Raw genomic sequence first — 20116 nt, 5'->3', positions numbered from 1 at the left:
GGTGGACGGGGCTACTTTACGAGACACTTACAGAACAGTGTCGCCTTTAAGACCAATATCAAATTGCTCTAAGTAAGCGTTAGGCTTGCTTCCATCAAACGTTACGCCATCAATAAACTCGCTCTGAGGCGGCTTATAACCTGTTTCCGTTCCAAACTCAGGGAAATCAGAAGCCTTCGCTTTACCCTCAGCGATAAGCGCTTTCGCAGCCTGGGCATAAACTTCTGGCTTGTAGACTTTTTTGGCCGTTTCTTTGTACCAATCGTCAGACTTAGCTTCTGAAATTTGTCCCCAGCGGCGCATTTGTGTGAGATACCAAATTGCATCACTGTAGTACGGGTAAGTAGCGTTGTAGCGGAAGAACACATTGAAGTCTGGCACGTCACGCTTGTCGCCTTTTTCGTATTCGAAGGTGCCCGTCATGCTGTTAGCCAGTACGTCTTCGTCTGCACCAACGTAGTTGCTTTTAGCAAGAATCTTTACTGCTTCAGGACGGTTAGCATTGTCGTTTTCATCCAACCACATTGCTGCACGAATTAATGCTTTCACCACGCGTATGTGAGTATTTGGATACTTGTCAGCCCAACCTTGGCTTACGCCAAACACTTTTTCAGGGTTGTTTTTCCAGATCTCATAATCGGTAATTACAGGTACACCGATACCTTTAAATACCGCTTGCTGGTTCCATGGCTCACCTACGCAGTATCCATAAATAGTGCCCGCTTCCATTGTCGCTGGCATTTGTGGTGGTGGCGTTACAGACAATAGCGCTTGTGCATCGATTTGGCCTGCAGTATCACCTTTGTGAGGGGCGTAATAACCTGGGTGAATGCCACCGGCTGCTAGCCAATAACGCAGCTCGTAGTTGTGGGTAGATACAGGAAATACCATACCCATATTGAAAGGTTTTCCGGCGTTGCGGTATTCATCAACCACCGGTTTAAGATAATCAGCTTTGATTGGGTGTACAGGCTTGCCATCTTCCTGTGGAATGTGCGCCTTCATTTTCTCCCAAATCTCGTTTGATACAGTAATACCATTGCCGTTTAGATCCATGCTAAACGCAGTAACTACATGAGATTCCGTACCAAAACCAATAGTCGCGCCAAGGGGCTGACCTGCAAGCATGTGAGCGCCATCTAGCTGACCATCAATAACCCGATCTAGCAGCACTTTCCAGTTAGCTTGCGCTTCTAATGTGACGTAAAGCCCTTCATCTTCGAAAAAGCCTTTCTCATACGCCACAGCAAGCGGCGCCATATCTGTCAGTTTAATAAAACCAAACTTCAGTTCTTCTTTCTCTGGCCATCCTACTGCGGGCGCTTGTGCTGAAACAGATGTTGAAAATGTTGCTACAGACACGACAAGTGCAGCACAAACGCTCGCGCCCACCGTTCTAAAGCGTTTTAGTAATGATGTTGTCTTTAACCCAGTCATACGTGTTCCTCGTAGCCAAAAAAAAACCCACCAGCTATAGACATTTACATGTCTAGCACGGTGGGCTTCGTTGCCGTGTTAGTAACATCGGAGTAATTACTAACGCATCAAGTTGTTGTTGGTAAGTCAGGAATTCCCGCTCACACACCTCATCTTAAAGGGAGGTTAATTAAAAGCTTAAGCTTAAAAAACCATCTTTTATTATTGTTATTATCATTTGCCATAAATGCCGGAGAAGGTGGAGCTTCCTTACTGTTCTCCAATGATTCCTATTAGTTTTTCTTATTCACACTATGGTAAATGTTGTGCTTTACACGCTGCTTTAGCACACGCTGCCTTTTATAGCAACGACGCTACTGCACACATGACATAGCACCCAACGTGCCAAAACTTTAAAGTACTGATAAATAAAGATTATTTACAAAAACAAAAGACGTAAAAAGAGGCGTATATATGTTTTTGTGCACCAAAAAGGGGGAAGTGTTCAACCATGGTGCGAACGAATAAGCACCATGGCCAAGCCGGTAACATCAAAATTGTGAGTTATATATTTTCTTCTACAAACGTTTGGTGAATTGACCGATGGCGTTAACCACCTCATTGGCCCCGCCTTGGATCTCTTCCATTGCCTGGCCGGATTGCGTTGAGTATTCAAGTGCTTCACGAGCTTTTTCTTGTCCAGCCTCAATTAACTGAACCGCATTCTCCGTGAGCTTTCTGTTCTCAACCACCACGTTTACTATTTCTTCAGTTGCACTACTTGTCCGTGAAGCCAATTGTCTAACCTCGTCGGCAACAACTGCAAACCCTCTACCTTGATCACCCGCACGTGCAGCCTCAATAGCCGCGTTAAGCGCAAGTAAATTGGTTTGGTCAGCAATCCCGCTGATACTTTTGACCAAATCAGCCACTTTTTGAGATTGCTCATCGAGATCTTTGATGCCATCGCTCGCATTCCCCATCTGTGCGGTAAGTTCGTTCATCGCTTTCACTGTAGCATTAAGCACTTCATTACCTTTGCGGGCTTGCTCTCCTGTCTCTTGCGAAATATTAAATGCCACATTAGCCGCTTCAGAAATTGCAAATTCACGCTGCATTTGCTCAGTAATGACAGTGGCAAACTTAACGACTTTATAAAGCTTTCCGTCTTCATTTCTAATTGGGTTATACGACGCTTCTAACCAAACTTCGTTACCCCGGCTATCTATTCGCTTAAACCTACCTGATTCTAATTTCCCTTTAGCTAAGTCCCGCCAGAAATGTTTATATTCTTCTGAATTAGCTTCTTGTTCGGTACAAAACATTCTGTGATGCTTACCTTCTATCTGCTCTAGGGTGTACCCCATACCTTTAAGAAAGTTGTCATTCGCTGTTATTATCGTTCCATCTAAATTGAACTCAATGACAGCAGAAGAGCGATGAAGCGCAGCAATCATATCGCGCAATTCGTTACTTTGAATGATGTTTTGCGTTTGCTCTGCCATGTAGAAAGCAATATAGTTTATATTTCCATACGCATCATCAACGGGCTGCACAATACCTCGCACCCACATTTCTTGCCCTTTTGCATCCTGAAAGCTAACCGCACCGTGCCAATGGCGATGCGTTTTTATAGCACCAAGCATATCCTGTGCAGCGGGCTTTTTGAGCGCATTTTGACTCATTATACTTTCAAGAGACTTTCCCTCTAATTCTGCGACTGAGTAGCCAGTAGCCTGAACACATAAATCGTTAATGGCGCTAACTCTACCGTCAGGTCTTAACTCGATATAAAGCATTTCTTCGCGAAGTTCTTCCTGAACAGTGTGGTATGTCTCAATTTCCTTCTGCAAACGTGAGTTTTCTGCTAGCAACTCTTTATTTTTGAAAAACATTCTGTGCTCCTGATAAACTAAGCTTCTCTCTCTGTTCAGCCCTCAACCCCTTTGCGTTCCCCAAATTAAAGTAAGATATGGTATTACACAATTAGTGACGATTAGTGCCTGAAGCGATAAGCTATTTTTTTGCTTTTGATTAAAGATAGCAGAGGAAAGAAAAATTTTTAGAAACTAACGAAAATAAAATAAAGTAAAAGCGTAGAAGCATTTTTTTGCAATAAAAGCCTCTTTTCTTTGAAATCAGAGGCGGTAAGTTTCAAGCTTGCCATGGTCTTCGACTAAGGAAGCGATGTATATACGCAGCAGTTCCGTCCACTGGATTTGGCGTCGTACAAGGCTTTATCAGCAGTATTTAGAATTGCTGTGAGCGCCCAACTATCGTTTTTTGCAAATTCAACTGTTGCAACACCTAAACTGACAGTGATTACGGATGAAACCGGGCTTTTTCTATGCGCTATTTTTAAAGCTTCAATGGCTTTTCTAATCTCTTCAGCTTTAACTCTTGCTCCTTTTACATCGGTATCCGGTAAAATGGCAACAAACTCTTCCCCGCCATAACGAGCGCAAAAGTCGGTGTTGCGTGCCACTACATTATTCAATGCTACGGCGACCGTTTTTAAACATTCGTCACCTTTAGTATGGCCGTAATTATCGTTGTACAATTTAAAGCTATCGACATCTAGCAAAACCATTGTCAATGGCCACTTGTGACGTTTTGACATCGCCATCGCTTTTTCCATTTCCATCTCGAATGCCCGTCGATTGGGGATGTGAGTCAGTGGGTCGCTTAGAGACAAGCGAATGAGTTCTGCTTCTTGGTTTTTCACTCTTTCAAAATATAACGCGAAGGTCTTGGCCAGACGAGAAATTTCATCATTGCCTTCAAACCTAGCCACTTCCTCACTACTGTTCTCGACCAGATTCGTTAACGCTATCAAGCGCATAATTATGCGCTTATAAATGTAAACGATGATGGCGCAGCATATAAACATGACAATTAAAGACAAAGCTAACGAAAGCCTAATTTGCTTTGCAACCGCTATGTTTGTGTCTAATGCATATGAAGAGGTATTTTGGGTTACAGATGAAGCGCTAAATTCGATGTTTGATGCCACTTCTTCGGCCAGGTGTTCAACAAAACTGCCACGGCCTCTAGAGCGTCCTCTTATGCGCATTACGTTGGCTTGCTTATCTATCATACCCCATTGACCAAGCACCCCTTCTTCAAGCGCATTCACTAGTTCACGGCTTCGCTTATCCAATGGCAATGTTCGAAGTGCCGCAATACTTTTCTCTATACTATCCTCAAGCTTTCTCAATTCGTGCAGTTGAAACTGCTGATTGATTTGCGCGATTTGCAGTACTAGAGGAACTAGGCTCTTCGAAGATTGAAGACCATCATACTGTCTGTTTTTTCCTTCAAATATGCTATTTAGATAGGCAAACAATACTTCTCTTTCCACTCTCACTTCTTTTTCTACATCAATACGCTGGCGTACCAGTTCATTGAGTTCCTGTATTTCTAAGGTGAGTACTTTTAATTGTGTCGCAAGATATTTATCACTTTGTTCCACATTTGAATCAGATGAATTTAAGCGTTCAATGGTTTCGTCGAGTTGCGCTTTAATAATACGTCGCGCAGATTGACTTTCAGAAGAGGTCAATCGTGCCGAAAGAGAAATCAAATGTTGAACTTCACGGGTTATTTCAGTTGCTTGGCTCAGCGTAGGAATAGAAAACGTGGAGATATCGTCAAGCACTTTCCTCACGTCATTTAAGCGCAGCAGCGACAACACCAGTATAAGAAGAAAAAATCCCATTACACTGCATTGTGCAATGATGAAAAGATATAAGGTCTTTTTCTTATGCTGCATCGGCTCAACCGCCTTTTGCCATATTTATTATGCGGTTATCAGTTTTAGGCTCTATATCGTATTGATTGATGATTGCCTGCATCACAAGGTCTGATATTTGGGGAGGACGGGTGCTCATTGCCGGACGCTTTTGGGTATTTTTCAACGCATAGAAGCCGTCTCCGCCATTAGCCAAAAAGTCACTTGTAGCCAGTGAGTAGGTTTTCGATTCATCTATTCGCTTTCCATTAATCGTGACATTCTTTACTCGTTGAAGCACTTTGGCTGATGGGTCGAAACTGTAAGACATACCCGATACATGAGGAAAACCACCTTTTAAGTTTTGATATTGTGAAAGCCCTTCTTCCAGCGCTTGAATTAACTGAGCGCCCGTTATATCTAAAGCCACCACATGTGCACGAAACGGCATTTCGGTGACAATATCTTGCCGAGTTATTGGTGTACCTGCCTGATATTGTTTGTTGCCTCGAATGCTACCGCCATTTATCAAAGCAATGTCAGTCTTCGCATAGCGTTTAACGGTATCAGCGACAAAATTTACAAACGGGTTTTCCCCGCTTCTCACCGCTTTGCGCGCAGTCGAAACGGCAATCTTCCATTCGCCAATCTGGATATTTAACAACCGCTTTAGACGCGCTTCGTATTCAACGAGTTGCTCGTTTAACTCGGCGTCAGCCTTAATATCTTCTAACGGTTGTTCCGTATACGACGTTGCTGACCACCCAGCATTTTTCATGAAGCTAGCTACGACAGCGGTGCCCTGCTGCGTAAGTACCATGCTATTAGGATGACGCGTAGTTTCGAGCATATTTTTCTCGTCCAAGCGACTGTCTGTTATAAAAGCGACATCAATGATGCGTTTGTTTAACATAGTATTTACAAAAGGGAATGGGTAGGAATAGTGCAGCAAAATGATATCTGCGCCTTCCTGACGCAGCCTCCTAGACTCCTCCATAATGGCCTTTTGAGGTGGCGTTATAACAATATCAGATAATTGGTACTCCTCTATCACTCTCTCATGTAACACTGATATAACACCAAGGGTTAAGTCTTCTTTTTCAACAATTACAGAAGTGTGCAGGCCGTCAGGGGAACGCCCCATCCGGTTATCTATCACGTTGCTGGCTACCAATGGAAAGGCAGCCTCATAAGAACGAAGAGACAGTTCATCTTCATAGAAACTAAATTCTCTTTTTGTGACTCCCATCACATCTGGCTCAAGGGAATTGAGGATATCAATAATGTGGGAACCACGGTCAAACGAGGATAACGCGCTCGGTCCAATTGAACCTCCGCCAAAAATGAAGAAGACGGTATCACTATTTTGCCGCTGCTGCTTTACGAGGGTCTGAAGATTAGCGTAACGCCCTGTGCGGGAATCGCTGATATTAGGCATATCTGCGGTTAGAACGAAAGTTACACTAGAGGTTGTAACCTGTTCTCGATTTTCAGATACAGCATAACCTGCTCGAAATAAGAGCGACAGGCTAGCTAAAAAGACGAGCCATTGCGTGATTCGCATAACACCGTTAGAGGAAATCTTGTTCATACTATTAACAAGTATAGCAACGAATAAGTCAATGCGATGATTGACTATTTTTCCTCGATCAAGAGGATTTCCCCCCCCCGGTGGTTGAGCTTCTATTTAGTAGGCAGCTTACACGGGCTATGTGACCAATAATCGGGGAGTGTGCTCTTTGATGGAGTTTAGCGGTTATTGCACCGAACGATTAAAACGGCGCTGAACTTTTATCGCGCTGTGCCCAAAGCTGCCTTGCCTGGGACAGGGCATCTGCAACATCACACTTTTGTAGCAGTACCAAATAGCTGGCAAGTGTGCTTAAGATGGCTTGTTCACCGTAAAGGCTATTCGCGTTACCCGCCCACACATCGAGCATGTCGTTAACGTTCATGTCTTTATCTTTAAGCGCCCATTTGTCAGCAACCACCGGCATTATTACTTCTTCGGTCTCACCATTTCGGGTAATAAATAGCTCAGTTTCCCGTTCACCATTAACTTCAGGATCTCCGCCATCACCACGAAAGCAAAGCGCATCTATAGATGGATAATTTTCATTAACGCGGCAGTGTTTGTGGTCAAGATGCATATGGTAAACACCCTGTACGCAAAATTGTGCAGCGGTGGGATTCAACAACCTTGCGAGGGTGTTAGCGCATGAACGCAGGCCAAATACCTCACGAAGCTTAATAATTGTGTCGAGCGCAGGCAGCAAATAAGCCAAATCAAGGTAAGTCACCCCTTTATCCGTTAACTGCTGTTTGGCGTCTGCAATACTGCTAACTTCAGACAGGCCCAATTGGGGTAACGCTATACTTGCATAAAGGCGCCCCGAACCCGGTTCATGCGCACCGTGAAGCATAACCGAGTAACCATTATTGGCTAGAACCGCTACGGCCAATAAGTACCACGGTAACTGGCGACGCTTTCCCGCGTAGCAGCCAATATCTAACGTGGGGGTGAGGGTTTTAACTTCTGGCTCTATCAGCTCTCTGCATGCATCGACAAAGCCAATAACTTCTTCTGGTGTTTCTTCACGGGTACGCAGCAACATAAGAAATGCGCCGCGTTGGTCGCCTGTCACTTCATTGGCCAATACCATTTTCATGGCATGATAAGCCTCATCACGGGTAAGGCTACGCCCCCCTTTTTGACCTTTGCCAATAATTTTTATGTATTCACTAAATGGTTGCTGCATGCTTGGATGAATGTAATAGAAGAGTATTTACCTGTTGACGAGACTCTACCACCTTTCCAAATATAAGTAACGTAGGCCCCGTTAAATTTGCTGCTTCTACCTTGCTATGAATATCAGCAAGCACGCCAGTAATCACGCGCTGTTCAGGCGAAGTGGCATTTTCGATTGCCGCTACTGGCCATGTGGTTGGCACGTTGTGATGAACCAAGCCTTTGCACAGCCCTTCAAGCCGGCTTAGTCCCATATAAACCACCATAGTTTGCTTTAATACATTTTGCGCCATGGGTGCCATTTCTGGCCATTGCTCAGCGTCCTTAAAATGTGCGGTCATAAAACTCACCGACTGAGCACAGCGCCTGTCGGTTAAAGGGATCCCCGTATAGGCTGACACACCCGATGCTGCAGTAATACCAGGAACAATAGCAAAAGGAATGTTGGCTTTTGTGAGTGCATCGGTTTCTTCGCAGGTTCTTGCAAATAGGGCTGGGTCACCGCCTTTTAACCGCACGACAGTGTGACCGTTGCTTGCCAATTCAACCACTCGATTGCATATAGCGTCTTGGGTAAAGCTATGCTTTTTGCAGCGCTTCCCTACATATTCTTTCACCACTTTAGAGGGAATTAGCGCGAGAATATCTTCGCTGACTAAAGCATCGAACAGCACGACATCAGCTTGTTGCAGAAGACGAAACGCTTTTAACGTAAGTAACTCAGCATCACCAGGGCCAGCACCGACGATGAACACCTGCCCTTGTTTATGACCTTCAGTTTGCCTGTTTGCTAACTTCAACCACTTGCCAAAGTATGAGTGCTTAGCTGGAGCTTTTGGATTATCGGAGCGCTGGCGTGTCGTCACGGTCGTGACCGTGGTAGAAATAGCATCGCGATAAAAGAAGTTTAACAAAGGTTTCTGCGGTTTGAATAAGGTGCGCAAAAACGGTAACGACCAACTAGTTGCAATTGACATGATTTAACGCTCCTAAACAGATTGAATTTCAATGACTAAATGCTTGTCTATCAGCTGAGACAAGGCGGGTTTACACGAGCCACAATTCGTACCACATTTTAATGTTTCACCAAGCTCAGCCACCGAACTACAGCCTTCTTCGATGGCATGTGTAATGGTTTTTTCGCGCACTTCAAAACAGCTACAAACGACATCACCATTTAAAAATGCGTCGTCTACTTGGCCTCGTAATAGATTGCGCTGTATGTCTGTGGAAACAGATGTGTTGAGAATGCTGGCGAGCCATTCGTTAGGTACTGACCATGTGCTTTTTGAATGTGGCACTGGCTGCGTTGTTGTATGTGCGGCTGCTGGTGCCCTTTCACCCTTTTCTGGCTCATCGCCTAAAAACGCCGCGAAACAAAGAGTATCATCGACAAGCGCAAGGCATACTGAGTATGTATGATGATGAAACTGCAATAGCACCGCGTTTTGCGGTAACTGTGGTATCAAGCTTTGAGTAAATTCACGACGACCTTTGTTCGAAGCTACGTTTAATACTGATAGTGCTGCATCCGAGTTATTTACAGGTGAAGACGCCTCTGTGCTTTCAAGCGGTGTCGTATTCCAGTAATCACACGCATGCTTTAGCGCGTCTTCACTAAAGGGATTAAGTTTTGAATTATGTGCTGATTGGTTTACTGATGAAACAAAGAGCTTGCCGTAGGTAGCGAAATGAGCAGGCGCGATAGCTACCGCCGCGTGTTTTAACTCTGGCTGCCCTGAAATATAGTCTACCGCGCTGGCGTAAAGTGCGCCTAGTTTACTGTGCGAACCCCATTGCGCCGACCAGTGAATGGGAATGAATACTTCCCCTTTGCGCATATCCGTATCCGCTTTAACCGGATAAATAACAGGGGCGTCTTTACACACTGCACTTGAGAGAGAAACGAGGCTTCCGTCTTCAACGCCCAATTCAGCAGCGTCTTTAGGGTTGATATGCACGCAAGCACTTGGCATATGAGCCAGTAACTTTGCCGCTTTACCCGTGCGCGTCATGGTATGCCACTGATCTCGCGCTCGGCCGCTGTTCACAACAAAAGGATAAGCGTCTGATGTTACCTGCAGTGGCGCTTTGTAAGTTACGGGAATAAATTTAGCTTTGCCACTAGGGGTTGAAAACCGTTTATCTCCAAAAGGACGTTTACTGGTAAGGCTAGGTTGAGAATTAGAACTGGCCGTATTCTCAGCTTTTATAACTGTGTGAAAAGGCCACTGCAAAGGCGATAGCCCGTTGTACTGAACTTCACTTAACGCTTGTAAAGGTGACAGGTCTAATTGTCGCTTACCGTTATTTTGATAGCCGGTTAGCCCAGCGTATTCGCAGAATATTTGTGACGGATGGGTAAAATTAAATGCCTCGCCAAAGCCCATTTTACCCGCCACTTCGCACAGTATTTGCCAATCGTGTTTTGCACTACCTGGTGGGGGCAATATACCGCGCTGACGTGAAATACGGCGCTCTGAGTTTGTCACCGTGCCGTCTTTTTCCGACCACCCCGAAGCGGGAAGGGCAATGTGTGCGTAGGAAAGCGTATCGTTAGATTCAACAATATCAGACACTACGACCATCTCGCACTTTGAAAGTGCGCGCTCAACTTGGCCGCGGTTGGGCATACTGACAACAGGATTCGTCCCCATTATCCAAACGAATTTAACCTTGCCACTTTCTATTGCGTTAAAGAGGTCTACAGCTTTGAGCCCCTGCCCTTTGGGCATAACAGGGGCATTCCAATAGGTTTTAACAGCGCTGATATGCTCAGGGTTTTCAAGGTCCATATGTGCAGCTAGCATATTGGCTAACCCACCGACTTCACGCCCTCCCATGGCATTGGGCTGACCTGTGATTGAGAACGGCCCACACCCGTCTTTGGCAATCAAGTCTGTAGCTAGGTGGCAGTTAATAATGGCTTGGGCTTTATCTACGCCAGCCGAAGACTGATTAACGCCCATAGAATAAAAAGTAATGGCGCTAGATGCTTCACAGAATGCGTCGAAAAAAGCCTTAACCTTGCTTTTTTCTATATCGCATACGCTAGCCACGTCATCCAGTGTTAAGCCACTTGCACTTTCAAGCGCTTCATCAAGCCCCTCGGCATAGGTTTCGACGGTGGTTCTATCTATTCTACCTTGCGCGTCTGCATAGCTAAGTAAGCCATTAAACAGCGCAACATCGCTACCTGGTTTTATAGGAAGGTGTAAATCGGCAATGGTGCAGGTTTCAGTTTTGCGTGGGTCAACAACAACGACCTTCATTTTCGGATTTTTCAGCTTTGCTCGCTGAATGCGTTGAAAAAGCACTGGGTGCGCCCACGCCGCATTACTTCCGGTGATCACCAGTAAATCTGTACATTCCAAATCGGTGTAATCGCAAGGCACCACATCTTCACCGAACGCACGCTTGTACGCGGCAACGGCTGATGACATACATAGGCGTGAATTCGTATCGATATTGGCACTGCCGATATAGCCTTTCATAAGCTTATTGGCAATGTAATAGTCTTCGGTGAGAAGCTGACCTGATACATAAAAAGCAACGGCATCCGCGCCATACTGCGCAATGGTAGAGGTGATCTTATCCGCAATCACATCGGTGACCGTGTCCCAATCCACCGATTGACCTGCCATGGTTGGGTGAAGCAAACGTCCGTTTACGTCGTTTGTTTCAAGCAGGTTTGTTCCTTTAACACACAATCTTCCATAATTGGCGGGATGCTCTGGCGTGCCTTTAACAGTGTCCAGGGTTATGGCACGCGGGCTTACGTTGCAACTGATATCTACACCACACCCTACGCCGCAGTATGGGCATGTTGTTTGTCTTAGTTGTTCAGACATCATGTCGGGTTGTCGTGTAGGCATATTCATTTCATTACCTTTTTCGATTTCACAGCTTTTGCATGCATTTTGCTAAAAGGCTTTATTCATGTGGGCGTTCAAATGAAGGCAGTTTGCTTAAACGCCGACAAAAACCTTTTCGCCCTCTACCTTCACAGCGTAAGCCGTGACGGAAACATCGTCGTGTTCTTTACACAGCCCGGTTTCTAGAAAGTAATGCTCTTTGTATAAAGGCGAAGCGACAACAGGCGCACCGCCTATCGACCCTAGAAGCCCGCGATAGAGTACGTTTGCTTTACCAATAGGGTCGTAGTTACTAATGGCGAAAACCTGGGTTTCGCCGTTTATCTTCAAACTGAAAATTGCCACTTGCTGTGAGTCGACAAGGGCGCAAACCCCACTATTTGTCACTAAGTCGTTCGTCTCACAAACATAGTGCCATTGCACTTGTTGTGGTTCTGACGCCATTACATTTTGCGCTGCTGACATAATTTGATTCTCCTAACAGGGTTGATAAGCCAGTGGCTATACCATAGAGACAGGAATGAACTGATCTTTACCTGCTACTTTTTCAGCTTCAGTAGCTGGGCGAACCTGGCCTCGCTCTGAAACAAACTGAATATTGGTGTCGCTAGCATTGCTGTTTACGAATTGACGGAAACGTTTGCGCGACTCAGGGTTTTCAATGGTGGTTTTCCATTCGCACTGATAAGCATCAACCACAGCATCCATCTGTGCTTCAAGCTCACCATTAATGCCAAGAGCATCGTTTATCACAACGTCTTGCAAGTAAGCTAACCCACCTTCTAAGTTGTCCATCCACACCGACGTGCGCTGTAGGCGATCAGCCGTTTTCACGTAAAACATCAGCACGCGGTCGATGTACTTAATTAGGGTTTCGGTATCTAGGTCGGTGGCAAACAGGTCTGCATGTCGAGGCTTCATGCCGCCATTCCCGCAAACATACAGGTTCCAGCCTTGCTCGGTAGCAATAACGCCAATGTCTTTGCTTTGGGCTTCTGCGCACTCACGGGTACACCCCGAAACGGCAAATTTAATTTTGTGCGGTGCACGTAAGCCTTTGTAACGATTCTCTAAATCAATGGCAGTGCCCACAGAGTCCTGTACACCGTAGCGGCACCATGTGCTGCCCACACACGATTTCACGGTACGCAGTGCCTTCGCGTAAGCATGGCCGGTTTCAAAACCGCCAGCGACGAGTTTTTCCCAGATATCCGGCAAGTGCTCTACGCGCGCTCCAAATAAATCAATGCGCTGACCACCCGTGATCTTGGTGTACAAGTTGTATTCTTTTGCCACTTCACCTAGCAAAATCAACTTCTCAGGCGTTATTTCGCCACCAGGTACACGCGGTACAACGGAGTACGTGCCATCTTTTTGCATGTTGCCAAGGTAGATATCGTTGGTGTCTTGCAGAGGAAGATGTGAAGCCTTAAGAATGTAGTCGTTATACACCGAGGCTAAAATTGAGCCGACAGCGGGCTTACAAATTTCACACCCTAGACCTTCACCATGCTGTTCTAGTAGCTCGTCGAAGGTGCGAATGCCGTTAACTTTAACAATGTGAAACAGTTCTTGTCGGGTGTAATTGAAGTGTTCACAGATCGCTTTCGATACTTCAACACCGCGCTTTTCAAGTTCGCTATCCACAACATTTTTAAGTAAGGCAGCACAACCTCCACACCCTGTGCTGGCTTTGGTTTCGCCTTTTACATCGCCAACGCTACAACAGCCTCCTTCTATAGCTGAGACAATGTCGCCTTTCGTTACATTTAGGCACGAGCATATAGACGCAGTGTCTGGTAGTGCATCGGCACCTAGCGCTGGTGCGGCATCGGATGAGGGCAGAATTAGGCTCTCTGGATGTTCAGGCAGTTCGATGCCGTTAAGCGCATACTGCAAAAGCGTATCGTAGTCGCTGGTATCGCCTACAAGAACAGCACCAAGTATGTATTTTTGCTCGCTATCTACCACCAGCTTTTTATATACGCCTTCGGGCTGATTCAAATAGGTGTAGCTAAGCGCACCGGCTGTACGTTCGTGTGCATCGCCAATGGAGCCCACTTCTACACCCATTAGTTTGAGTTTGGTACTCATATCTGCGCCAGTGAACTCAGCATCGCCGCCGGTTATATGACTTACAGCCGTGCGCGCCATGGTATAGCCAGGTGCTACCAGGCCAAAGATTTTGTTATCCCACAGCGCACATTCACCCACAGCGTAAATATTGGGGTCAGACGTTACGCAATGGTTATTAATGACAATACCGCCGCGCTCACCCAGTGTTAGCGCTGACTTTCTGCCGAGCTGGTCGGAAGGTCGAATACCGGCAGAGAATAAAATCATGTCAGTTTCTAGTGCAGTGCCGTCACCAAACACCATTTTATAGCGGCAGGTATCACCGGCCTCAATAGTTTGCGTTGCCTTTTGAGTGTGAACCATAACGCCCAATGCTTCAATTTTGTCCTTAAGAACATTACCACCTGCTTGGTCTAGCTGTACCGCCATAAGCTGCGGGGCAAACTCAACCACGTGGGTGTCGAGACCGGCTTGCTTTAATGCGTTAGCGGCTTCTAAACCTAGAAGACCGCCACCAACGACAACGCCTACTTTGCTCACCGCTGCTGAAGCTTCAATAGCGAGTAGATCGTCTATGGTGCGGTACACCAAGCAATGCTCTTGATCGTTGCCAGGAATGGGTGGCACAAATGGATATGAGCCCGTGGCTAGCACCAGTTTGTCGTAGCTAAACACCTGCCCTTCTGAAGTCGTCACTTTATTATTGTCACGGTCAATATCGGTCACTAAGGCATTGGTGACTACGTTTACGCCCCATTTGGCGTACTGAGCGGGTGTAGTAAGCGCTAGGTCATCAGCACTAGCGCCGCTAAAAAATGATGACAGATAAACGCGGTCGTACGCAAGGCGTGACTCGCCGCATAAAACGGTTATTTCTACATTGGCATCGCTTTGGTGAAGCTGCTCAACAAAATGGTGCCCCACCATGCCGTTGCCTACGACAACAATTTGCGTTTTTGAGTCCAATGAAGTCATGGTATTCCCCTTTTTTCGGGACAAAAAAAAGCCCGCTTCAACTTTCGTTGATGCGGGCTTCGTTGCCTATTTTGCCAACGGTTTAGGTCGGCTAACACATTTTACGGAGTGTTATAAATCACACAATTTTCAGCGATTGACACAAATCACCAAAACACACTTTACGTTTATAGCTATCCAAGTTCAGTGCCAAAAACGTAATTCATTGTTTTTTATTTGATTTACTGCAAAATAAGCATTATTCAGACCTCACAACTGCACCAAACAAACGCAAAACTGTGTTCACTTGGTGCATTGAGGGTATCAAATAACTTAGGCCAGTTTATCCGTCGCTACGCGGTAGCGAGGGTCTTCAACCACGTTAATTTCAACAAATTTGTCGGCTTTGCGAAGCAGTGAACGACATTCATCACTGATATGGCGAATGTGTAGTTTCTTACCTTGCTCTTCATATTTATCTGCAAGGGTATCTAGTGCGTCGATACCTGATGAATCCCAGATACGAGAGTCTTTGAAATCAATAACTACATCGTTAGGGTCGTTAGCAATATCAAACAAGTCTTTGAAATGCGATACCGAGCCAAAGAAAAGCGGGCCATCTAGTTCATAGACTTTCCAGCCGTCGTTATCAATGTGCGACTTCGCTTCAATATGGCGAGCGTGTTTCCATGCAAATACTAGGGCTGAAACGATAACACCCACAACCACCGCAATGGCAAGGTCGGCAATAACGGTAACGCCTGTTACTAGGAATAGCACAAAGGCATCTTCTTTGTTTACGCCGCGAATAATTCTGAATGACGCCCATTCGAAGGTAGCAATAACCACGACGAACATTACGCCAACAAGAGCAGCAAGCGGGATCATTTCAATAAGCGGTGCAGCAAATAGAATGAAGCCCAATAGTACAAGTGCAGCAGTAATACCAGACAAGCGGCCACGGCCACCAGAGTTAATGTTAATCATACTTTGGCCAATCATGGCACAACCGCCCATACCGCCAAAGAAACCGTTTACGGTATTTGCAACGCCTTGGCCAACACACTCCTTGTTGCCACGTCCGCGGGTATCCGTCATTTCATCAATTAGTGAAAGAGTAAGAAGCGATTCAATAAGACCGACCAAGCAGAGAATCACTGAGGTTGGTAGTACTATCATGAAAGTTTCCCAGGTGAACGGCACCATAGGAATAGCAAAGCTAGGAAGCTCTCCCGCTAAGGTTGCGGTGTCACGCTGGTCAGCTGGTAACAAGTCACGAACAAAGTCGATTACCGTACGTGCTTCTAAGTCGAGGCCGTGTACTAATGCTGTTACCGTAACAATCGCGACTAGCGACGCAGGAACAGCTTTGGTTAGCTTAGGCAGTAAATAGATAATGGCCATGGTTAACGCCACAAGCCCTAGCATCCAATATAACAGCGTACCTTCCATCCACTGTAATTCACCCGCTGCGTTAGTCACTTTAAACTGGCCTAGCTGAGCTAAGAAAATAACGATTGCTAAACCATTTACGAAGCCTAGCATTACCGGATATGGAACCAGTCGTATAAACTTTCCGAGCTTGAAAATACCGCACATTATTTGCAGCAAGCCGGCTAAAATAACCGCGGCGAATAGATATTGCACACCATGTTGGGCAACCAGTGCCACCATTACAACGGCCATGGCGCCGGTAGCACCAGAAATCATTCCAGGGCGACCTCCAATAGCGGAAGTAATTAAGCCCATCATGAAAGCCGCATAAAGACCAATCATTGGTTCTACGCCGGCTACAAATGCAAATGCTACGGCTTCAGGGACCAAGGCAAGCGCCACGGTAATACCTGATAGCACATCGTTTTTAACGTTGCTGTCTTTACTGGTAATTAAATCGAACATGTTCTCTCAGAAGCTAGAATGTTAAACACAACAACCCACCGTGGCGTACACCGCGTTATAGCAGAACACCAAGTAGGTAGGAGAATTTTTCGGCGATTCTATCACCATTGTAGCTTAAAATCTTTTAATAGATTGTTACTAGGGCCTGTTGATCTTTGATGTACTTTAAAGAAAAACAGGTCTTAGCCCAAACTGCTTGGCGCTGACGTGATAAACACAACGTTCTTTACCCTTTCCAAATGCTGAGAGCGTTTCAATTTTTCGTACACGGTCAGGGCTTAATTTAATTGCGAATACTGACAAATCGCATCATACATGGCATCGTATAATTGTTTTTATTAACCGCGTCGTTCAATACGCTTCGATTTTTAATGCGGGGCTACAGTAAGACGTCGCTGTAAGGCAAAAGCCTTATTCAACGAGGAGTTAAAGTGGTACCTTATATTCTGACTATTTTGTGCGTGCTAGTGGCAGGCGCTATTCATTGGATGTCGCCGAAGGCTTATTGGAAAGCCACTATTATGTCTACCGCCGTTATTTTACTATTTTCTGTAGCGGCATTGTTTATCTTCAAAGCATCGGGAATGCTTGTAAGCGAACATACCGGGGAAAATGCAGACTTCTCAGGACAGATGCTTACCATTACTACTATGATTGCCTTCTTCGGTTTTTTGATTTCGCTATTTGTGGGCTGGTTTCTTCGCGTAGTCAGAAACTAATCTTGAAAGTAAAACCACATAGTTTGCAAGGCTGCACCATTTTGGCGCAGCCTCTTCCCTCCCAGCGTCGCTAACCTTCCTGTCTCCCCTTGTAAAGTCACCTTCAACAAAAGTTTCAGCAACATCACATACCGCTAAATGTCAGCACTGCGAACGTTTTTGCTCACTCTAACGCTTATCTTCATTAATTGTAATAAACAGGGCATAAGTGTTGCTTGGTACACGTATTGCTCTACTGAGTGCAGGGGGCTAAGAGCATAGAGTTTCAAAAAACGTTTCGCCAATAGATGCACTCATCAATAAAAATTCGAAACGTGTGTACCGAAGATTAGCAGGCCTTAACATGCTTCATGAACCAGAACAGACCATTGCGCTTTGTAGCGACGCCACTAAGCGCTTTTTGCTAGCGGCCAAGCACGCCGAAATAACCGTGCTTGAGCAATTATCTAGTAATTGTCGAATTGTAATTGCCGTTCGAGAGCTCATTCATGAACTTCAAAAAGAACGGGGGGCCAGCAATATTTTTCTTGCTTCAAAGGGCGAACGTTATCGTGTTGAGCGAATACAGTATGTCAGTGCCAGCGAACAAGCGGAGTCATTGCTAAAAAGCCATTTAAAGTCCCTCTACCTTACAGATGAAATCACTACGGGTAACCCCCGTCTATTAAGCAGTATTACACTTGTCATGCAGGCTACAGACTACCTACCTCGCTTAAGAGAACAAGTAAGTAAGTTGCAGCTAACGCCGCTGGAATCTACACGAGCATATAGCCGCCTAGTTGCCAGTTTGCTTACGGTCATTTTTGAAGCGGCAGATATAGCAAGCGACCCAACGATAACCCGCCTACTGGTTGCTCTTTTCAATTTTATGCAGGCAAAAGAATACGCGGGGCAAGAGCGGGCGTGGGGTGCTATTGGTTTCGCAGAAACACATTTTGATGTGCGCCTTTGTGAAAAATTAGCCGCGCTTCAACAAGCCCAAGAACATCACTTCAGTATATTCTGTGAATTTAGCTGTAAGCCGCACAAAGCGGCATTGGAAGCATTAAATCAAAGCCCGGCTGCAATCGACATTACACAGCTTAGGAATATGATTGCGCAACTTGGTGATGGCAGCCCGATTGCCGCTGAAATATCAGAAGTATGGTTTGATGTAGCGACCCGTCGTATAGATGCAATGCAGGATATCGAAGTGGCACTGACCGAAGCCTTAACACAGCAAGCTAACAGTAAAGTTGCCAATGCAAAAAATGAAATGGCCAATCATCAACAGTTGCTTACGCGCTTTAACGATGAGCACGCTAATGATGGCTCGCCGCTCACCTTATTGTTTGATCCCAGTGTGCCGGGCTTGGCGGAAGATACAAAAGAAGACGACATTAAAACGCTGTCGCTCAATGAGCAGACTAAAACCTTATCGGCCCACCGCTCTTTTTACGACTTACTGCGTTCACAAGCCCAGCATATAGAAGACATGGGGCGAGAGCTCGAAGAGGCTAAGCGTTCAATTCAAGATCAGAAGCTGATAAGTCGAGCAAAGCTGGTAGTTATGGAACAATTTGGACTAAGCGAAAATAACGCGTATCGCCGACTGCAAAAACAAGCCATGAGCGAAAACACAACCATAGCCGCTATTTCCGCTAAAATCGTTGATATTGCATCGAAAAACTCGGCCAGAAGATAAATTCCGGCTCGTACTAATTCAGACGTACTAGTTCAGACGTACTAATTCAACCGTATAGTGCAGCGCTATCTAATATGACAATCACTACACTATAGTTCCAGCATAACGCTACCTATTTACTTAAGTGCGAATACTTGCTCAACTGGAATGGCAAAATATTCGGCAATTTTTAGAGCAATAACTACCGATGGTGTAAAGCGTCCGGTTTCTACTGTGCTAATAGTCTTCCTGGAAACACCAATAGCGTCAGCTAATTCTTGCTGAGATATTTTGTGTTGCAATCGTAGCTTATGAATGTGGTTATCTAAATCTTCATTCATCTAGGTCTTCCTCACGCAGCTTCCATAAAATGGATGTTCCATGCGCAGCCGCGGCTACACCGAGCAAGACTTGAAGAGCATTGGTGATCTCAAAGGGGGCCATGAGATCTACAAACCATCTGCTGTCGCCCCAAAAAGCAAGAACCAACGCACCAAATAACATGATGTGACAGGTAATGCGCAAGCTAAACGAACTGACATAGTCCACATACTCATCGTTAAATTTCAGTGTCCAAAAACCCAAACGCGATATATTTTTTGTGAATTTCATCGTTTTAACTGATAAAACAACGCAGTAAATCGCACTTGCCGCTGCTATCAGATTCAGTAGTACGTTAACCACTGAGCCAGTGTCGTTGACCACAGCCAACGCAGCCTTACTTAGTACAATAAGAGCAAGGCAAATACTAACTTTTCCAGTTATTGTTAAATACTCTTGCTCCGTCTCTGGTGTTACTAAAATTGATGTTGCCATTTTTAAATTCCTTATTATTAACGGCGCATTGATGCCATATAAAGCTCACTGCGTTTTAGTGTCTCGTTTGATACCTAAACGGATCATATGTAACCCATAGGTATCAATAATAACCAAAGGTTACACAAGTGCAAGTTTTTTGTGCAACTCAAGTGTTAAGCGTTTACTGTGACAGCGCTCTTTCGTAACTTTATGGATGATAGGTACAAAGGAAATACC

Annotated in this window: 14 protein-coding genes; 2 read left to right on the top strand and 12 right to left on the bottom strand. The window is 45.3% G+C overall.

Going from position 1 to position 20116, the window contains the following annotated elements; genetic code table 11:
* Positions 1 to 27 precede the first annotated feature (27 nt).
* The 10 genes from ACXAGV_RS09285 to ACXAGV_RS09240 form a co-directional block, all read right to left on the bottom strand.
* Positions 28 to 1437: a CmpA/NrtA family ABC transporter substrate-binding protein gene (locus tag ACXAGV_RS09285; protein WP_474853608.1), complete on the bottom strand. Its 1410-nt coding sequence runs from the start codon at positions 1435 to 1437 to the stop codon at positions 28 to 30.
* Between the two features lie 557 nt (positions 1438 to 1994).
* On the bottom strand, positions 1995 to 3311 hold the full coding sequence (locus ACXAGV_RS09280) for a methyl-accepting chemotaxis protein (RefSeq protein ID WP_474873009.1): 1317 nt from the start codon (positions 3309 to 3311) through the stop codon (positions 1995 to 1997).
* 281 nt (positions 3312 to 3592) lie between these two features.
* Entirely contained in the window at positions 3593 to 5188 is a 1596-nt protein-coding gene (locus ACXAGV_RS09275) for a diguanylate cyclase (protein WP_474873008.1), read from the bottom strand.
* Between the two features lie 4 nt (positions 5189 to 5192).
* Positions 5193 to 6737, bottom strand: a complete 1545-nt coding sequence (locus ACXAGV_RS09270) for a bifunctional metallophosphatase/5'-nucleotidase (RefSeq protein ID WP_474873007.1) — start codon at positions 6735 to 6737, stop codon at positions 5193 to 5195.
* Between the two features lie 181 nt (positions 6738 to 6918).
* Positions 6919 to 7905 carry a glycosyl transferase family protein gene (locus tag ACXAGV_RS09265; protein ID WP_474873006.1) on the bottom strand — a complete coding sequence of 329 codons (987 nt, stop codon included), beginning with the start codon at positions 7903 to 7905 and terminating at the stop codon, positions 6919 to 6921.
* On the bottom strand, positions 7889 to 8872 hold the full coding sequence (gene cobA / locus ACXAGV_RS09260) for a uroporphyrinogen-III C-methyltransferase (protein WP_474873005.1): 984 nt from the start codon (positions 8870 to 8872) through the stop codon (positions 7889 to 7891). Before cobA ends, ACXAGV_RS09265 begins: the two co-directional genes overlap by 17 nt.
* Before the next feature lie 12 nt (positions 8873 to 8884).
* Positions 8885 to 11776, bottom strand: coding sequence for a nitrate reductase (locus ACXAGV_RS09255; protein ID WP_474873004.1), 2892 nt, complete (start codon positions 11774 to 11776; stop codon positions 8885 to 8887).
* An 87-nt stretch (positions 11777 to 11863) separates the two neighbouring features.
* Positions 11864 to 12235 carry a nitrite reductase small subunit NirD gene (gene nirD / locus ACXAGV_RS09250; RefSeq protein WP_014975661.1) on the bottom strand — a complete coding sequence of 124 codons (372 nt, stop codon included), beginning with the start codon at positions 12233 to 12235 and terminating at the stop codon, positions 11864 to 11866.
* Between the two features lie 36 nt (positions 12236 to 12271).
* Complete coding sequence (gene nirB, locus ACXAGV_RS09245) at positions 12272 to 14821, bottom strand: nitrite reductase large subunit NirB (protein ID WP_474873003.1); 2550 nt, start codon at positions 14819 to 14821, stop codon at positions 12272 to 12274.
* A gap of 312 nt (positions 14822 to 15133) precedes the next feature.
* Positions 15134 to 16699, bottom strand: coding sequence for a SulP family inorganic anion transporter (locus tag ACXAGV_RS09240; RefSeq protein WP_474853596.1), 1566 nt, complete (start codon positions 16697 to 16699; stop codon positions 15134 to 15136).
* A gap of 431 nt (positions 16700 to 17130) precedes the next feature.
* Here ACXAGV_RS09240 and ACXAGV_RS09235 point away from each other — a divergent pair, with 431 nt between their 5' ends.
* A complete protein-coding gene (locus tag ACXAGV_RS09235; RefSeq protein ID WP_014948232.1) occupies positions 17131 to 17418 on the top strand; it encodes a hypothetical protein in 288 nt (95 codons plus the stop codon).
* 343 nt (positions 17419 to 17761) lie between these two features.
* Positions 17762 to 19102 carry a nitrate- and nitrite sensing domain-containing protein gene (locus ACXAGV_RS09230; RefSeq protein ID WP_474873002.1) on the top strand — a complete coding sequence of 447 codons (1341 nt, stop codon included), beginning with the start codon at positions 17762 to 17764 and terminating at the stop codon, positions 19100 to 19102.
* A 116-nt stretch (positions 19103 to 19218) separates the two neighbouring features.
* Here the strand turns inward: ACXAGV_RS09230 and ACXAGV_RS09225 are convergent, their stop codons facing one another.
* Both ACXAGV_RS09225 and ACXAGV_RS09220 read right to left on the bottom strand, forming a co-directional pair.
* Positions 19219 to 19422, bottom strand: coding sequence for a helix-turn-helix transcriptional regulator (locus tag ACXAGV_RS09225; RefSeq protein ID WP_014948230.1), 204 nt, complete (start codon positions 19420 to 19422; stop codon positions 19219 to 19221).
* Entirely contained in the window at positions 19415 to 19897 is a 483-nt protein-coding gene (locus tag ACXAGV_RS09220) for a hypothetical protein (protein ID WP_474873001.1), read from the bottom strand. Before ACXAGV_RS09220 ends, ACXAGV_RS09225 begins: the two co-directional genes overlap by 8 nt.
* Positions 19898 to 20116 lie beyond the last annotated feature (219 nt).

Source organism: Alteromonas sp. ABH4_453 (assembly GCF_056160665.1).
This window is presented reverse-complemented; position numbering and strand designations above follow the sequence as displayed.

Bases quoted from the DNA above. Each gene is read 5' to 3' on its own strand.
- ACXAGV_RS09285 (WP_474853608.1), bottom strand. From the start codon at position 1,437: ATGACTGGGTTAAAGACAACATCATTACTAAAACGCTTTAGAACGGTG.
- ACXAGV_RS09280 (WP_474873009.1), bottom strand. From the start codon at position 3,311: ATGTTTTTCAAAAATAAAGAGTTGCTAGCAGAAAACTCACGTTTGCAG.
- ACXAGV_RS09275 (WP_474873008.1), bottom strand. From the start codon at position 5,188: ATGCAGCATAAGAAAAAGACCTTATATCTTTTCATCATTGCACAATGC.
- ACXAGV_RS09270 (WP_474873007.1), bottom strand. From the start codon at position 6,737: ATGAACAAGATTTCCTCTAACGGTGTTATGCGAATCACGCAATGGCTC.
- ACXAGV_RS09265 (WP_474873006.1), bottom strand. From the start codon at position 7,905: ATGCAGCAACCATTTAGTGAATACATAAAAATTATTGGCAAAGGTCAA.
- cobA (WP_474873005.1), bottom strand. From the start codon at position 8,872: ATGTCAATTGCAACTAGTTGGTCGTTACCGTTTTTGCGCACCTTATTC.
- ACXAGV_RS09255 (WP_474873004.1), bottom strand. From the start codon at position 11,776: ATGAATATGCCTACACGACAACCCGACATGATGTCTGAACAACTAAGA.
- nirD (WP_014975661.1), bottom strand. From the start codon at position 12,235: ATGTCAGCAGCGCAAAATGTAATGGCGTCAGAACCACAACAAGTGCAA.
- nirB (WP_474873003.1), bottom strand. From the start codon at position 14,821: ATGACTTCATTGGACTCAAAAACGCAAATTGTTGTCGTAGGCAACGGC.
- ACXAGV_RS09240 (WP_474853596.1), bottom strand. From the start codon at position 16,699: ATGTTCGATTTAATTACCAGTAAAGACAGCAACGTTAAAAACGATGTG.
- ACXAGV_RS09230 (WP_474873002.1), top strand. From the start codon at position 17,762: ATGCTTCATGAACCAGAACAGACCATTGCGCTTTGTAGCGACGCCACT.
- ACXAGV_RS09225 (WP_014948230.1), bottom strand. From the start codon at position 19,422: ATGAATGAAGATTTAGATAACCACATTCATAAGCTACGATTGCAACAC.
- ACXAGV_RS09220 (WP_474873001.1), bottom strand. From the start codon at position 19,897: ATGGCAACATCAATTTTAGTAACACCAGAGACGGAGCAAGAGTATTTA.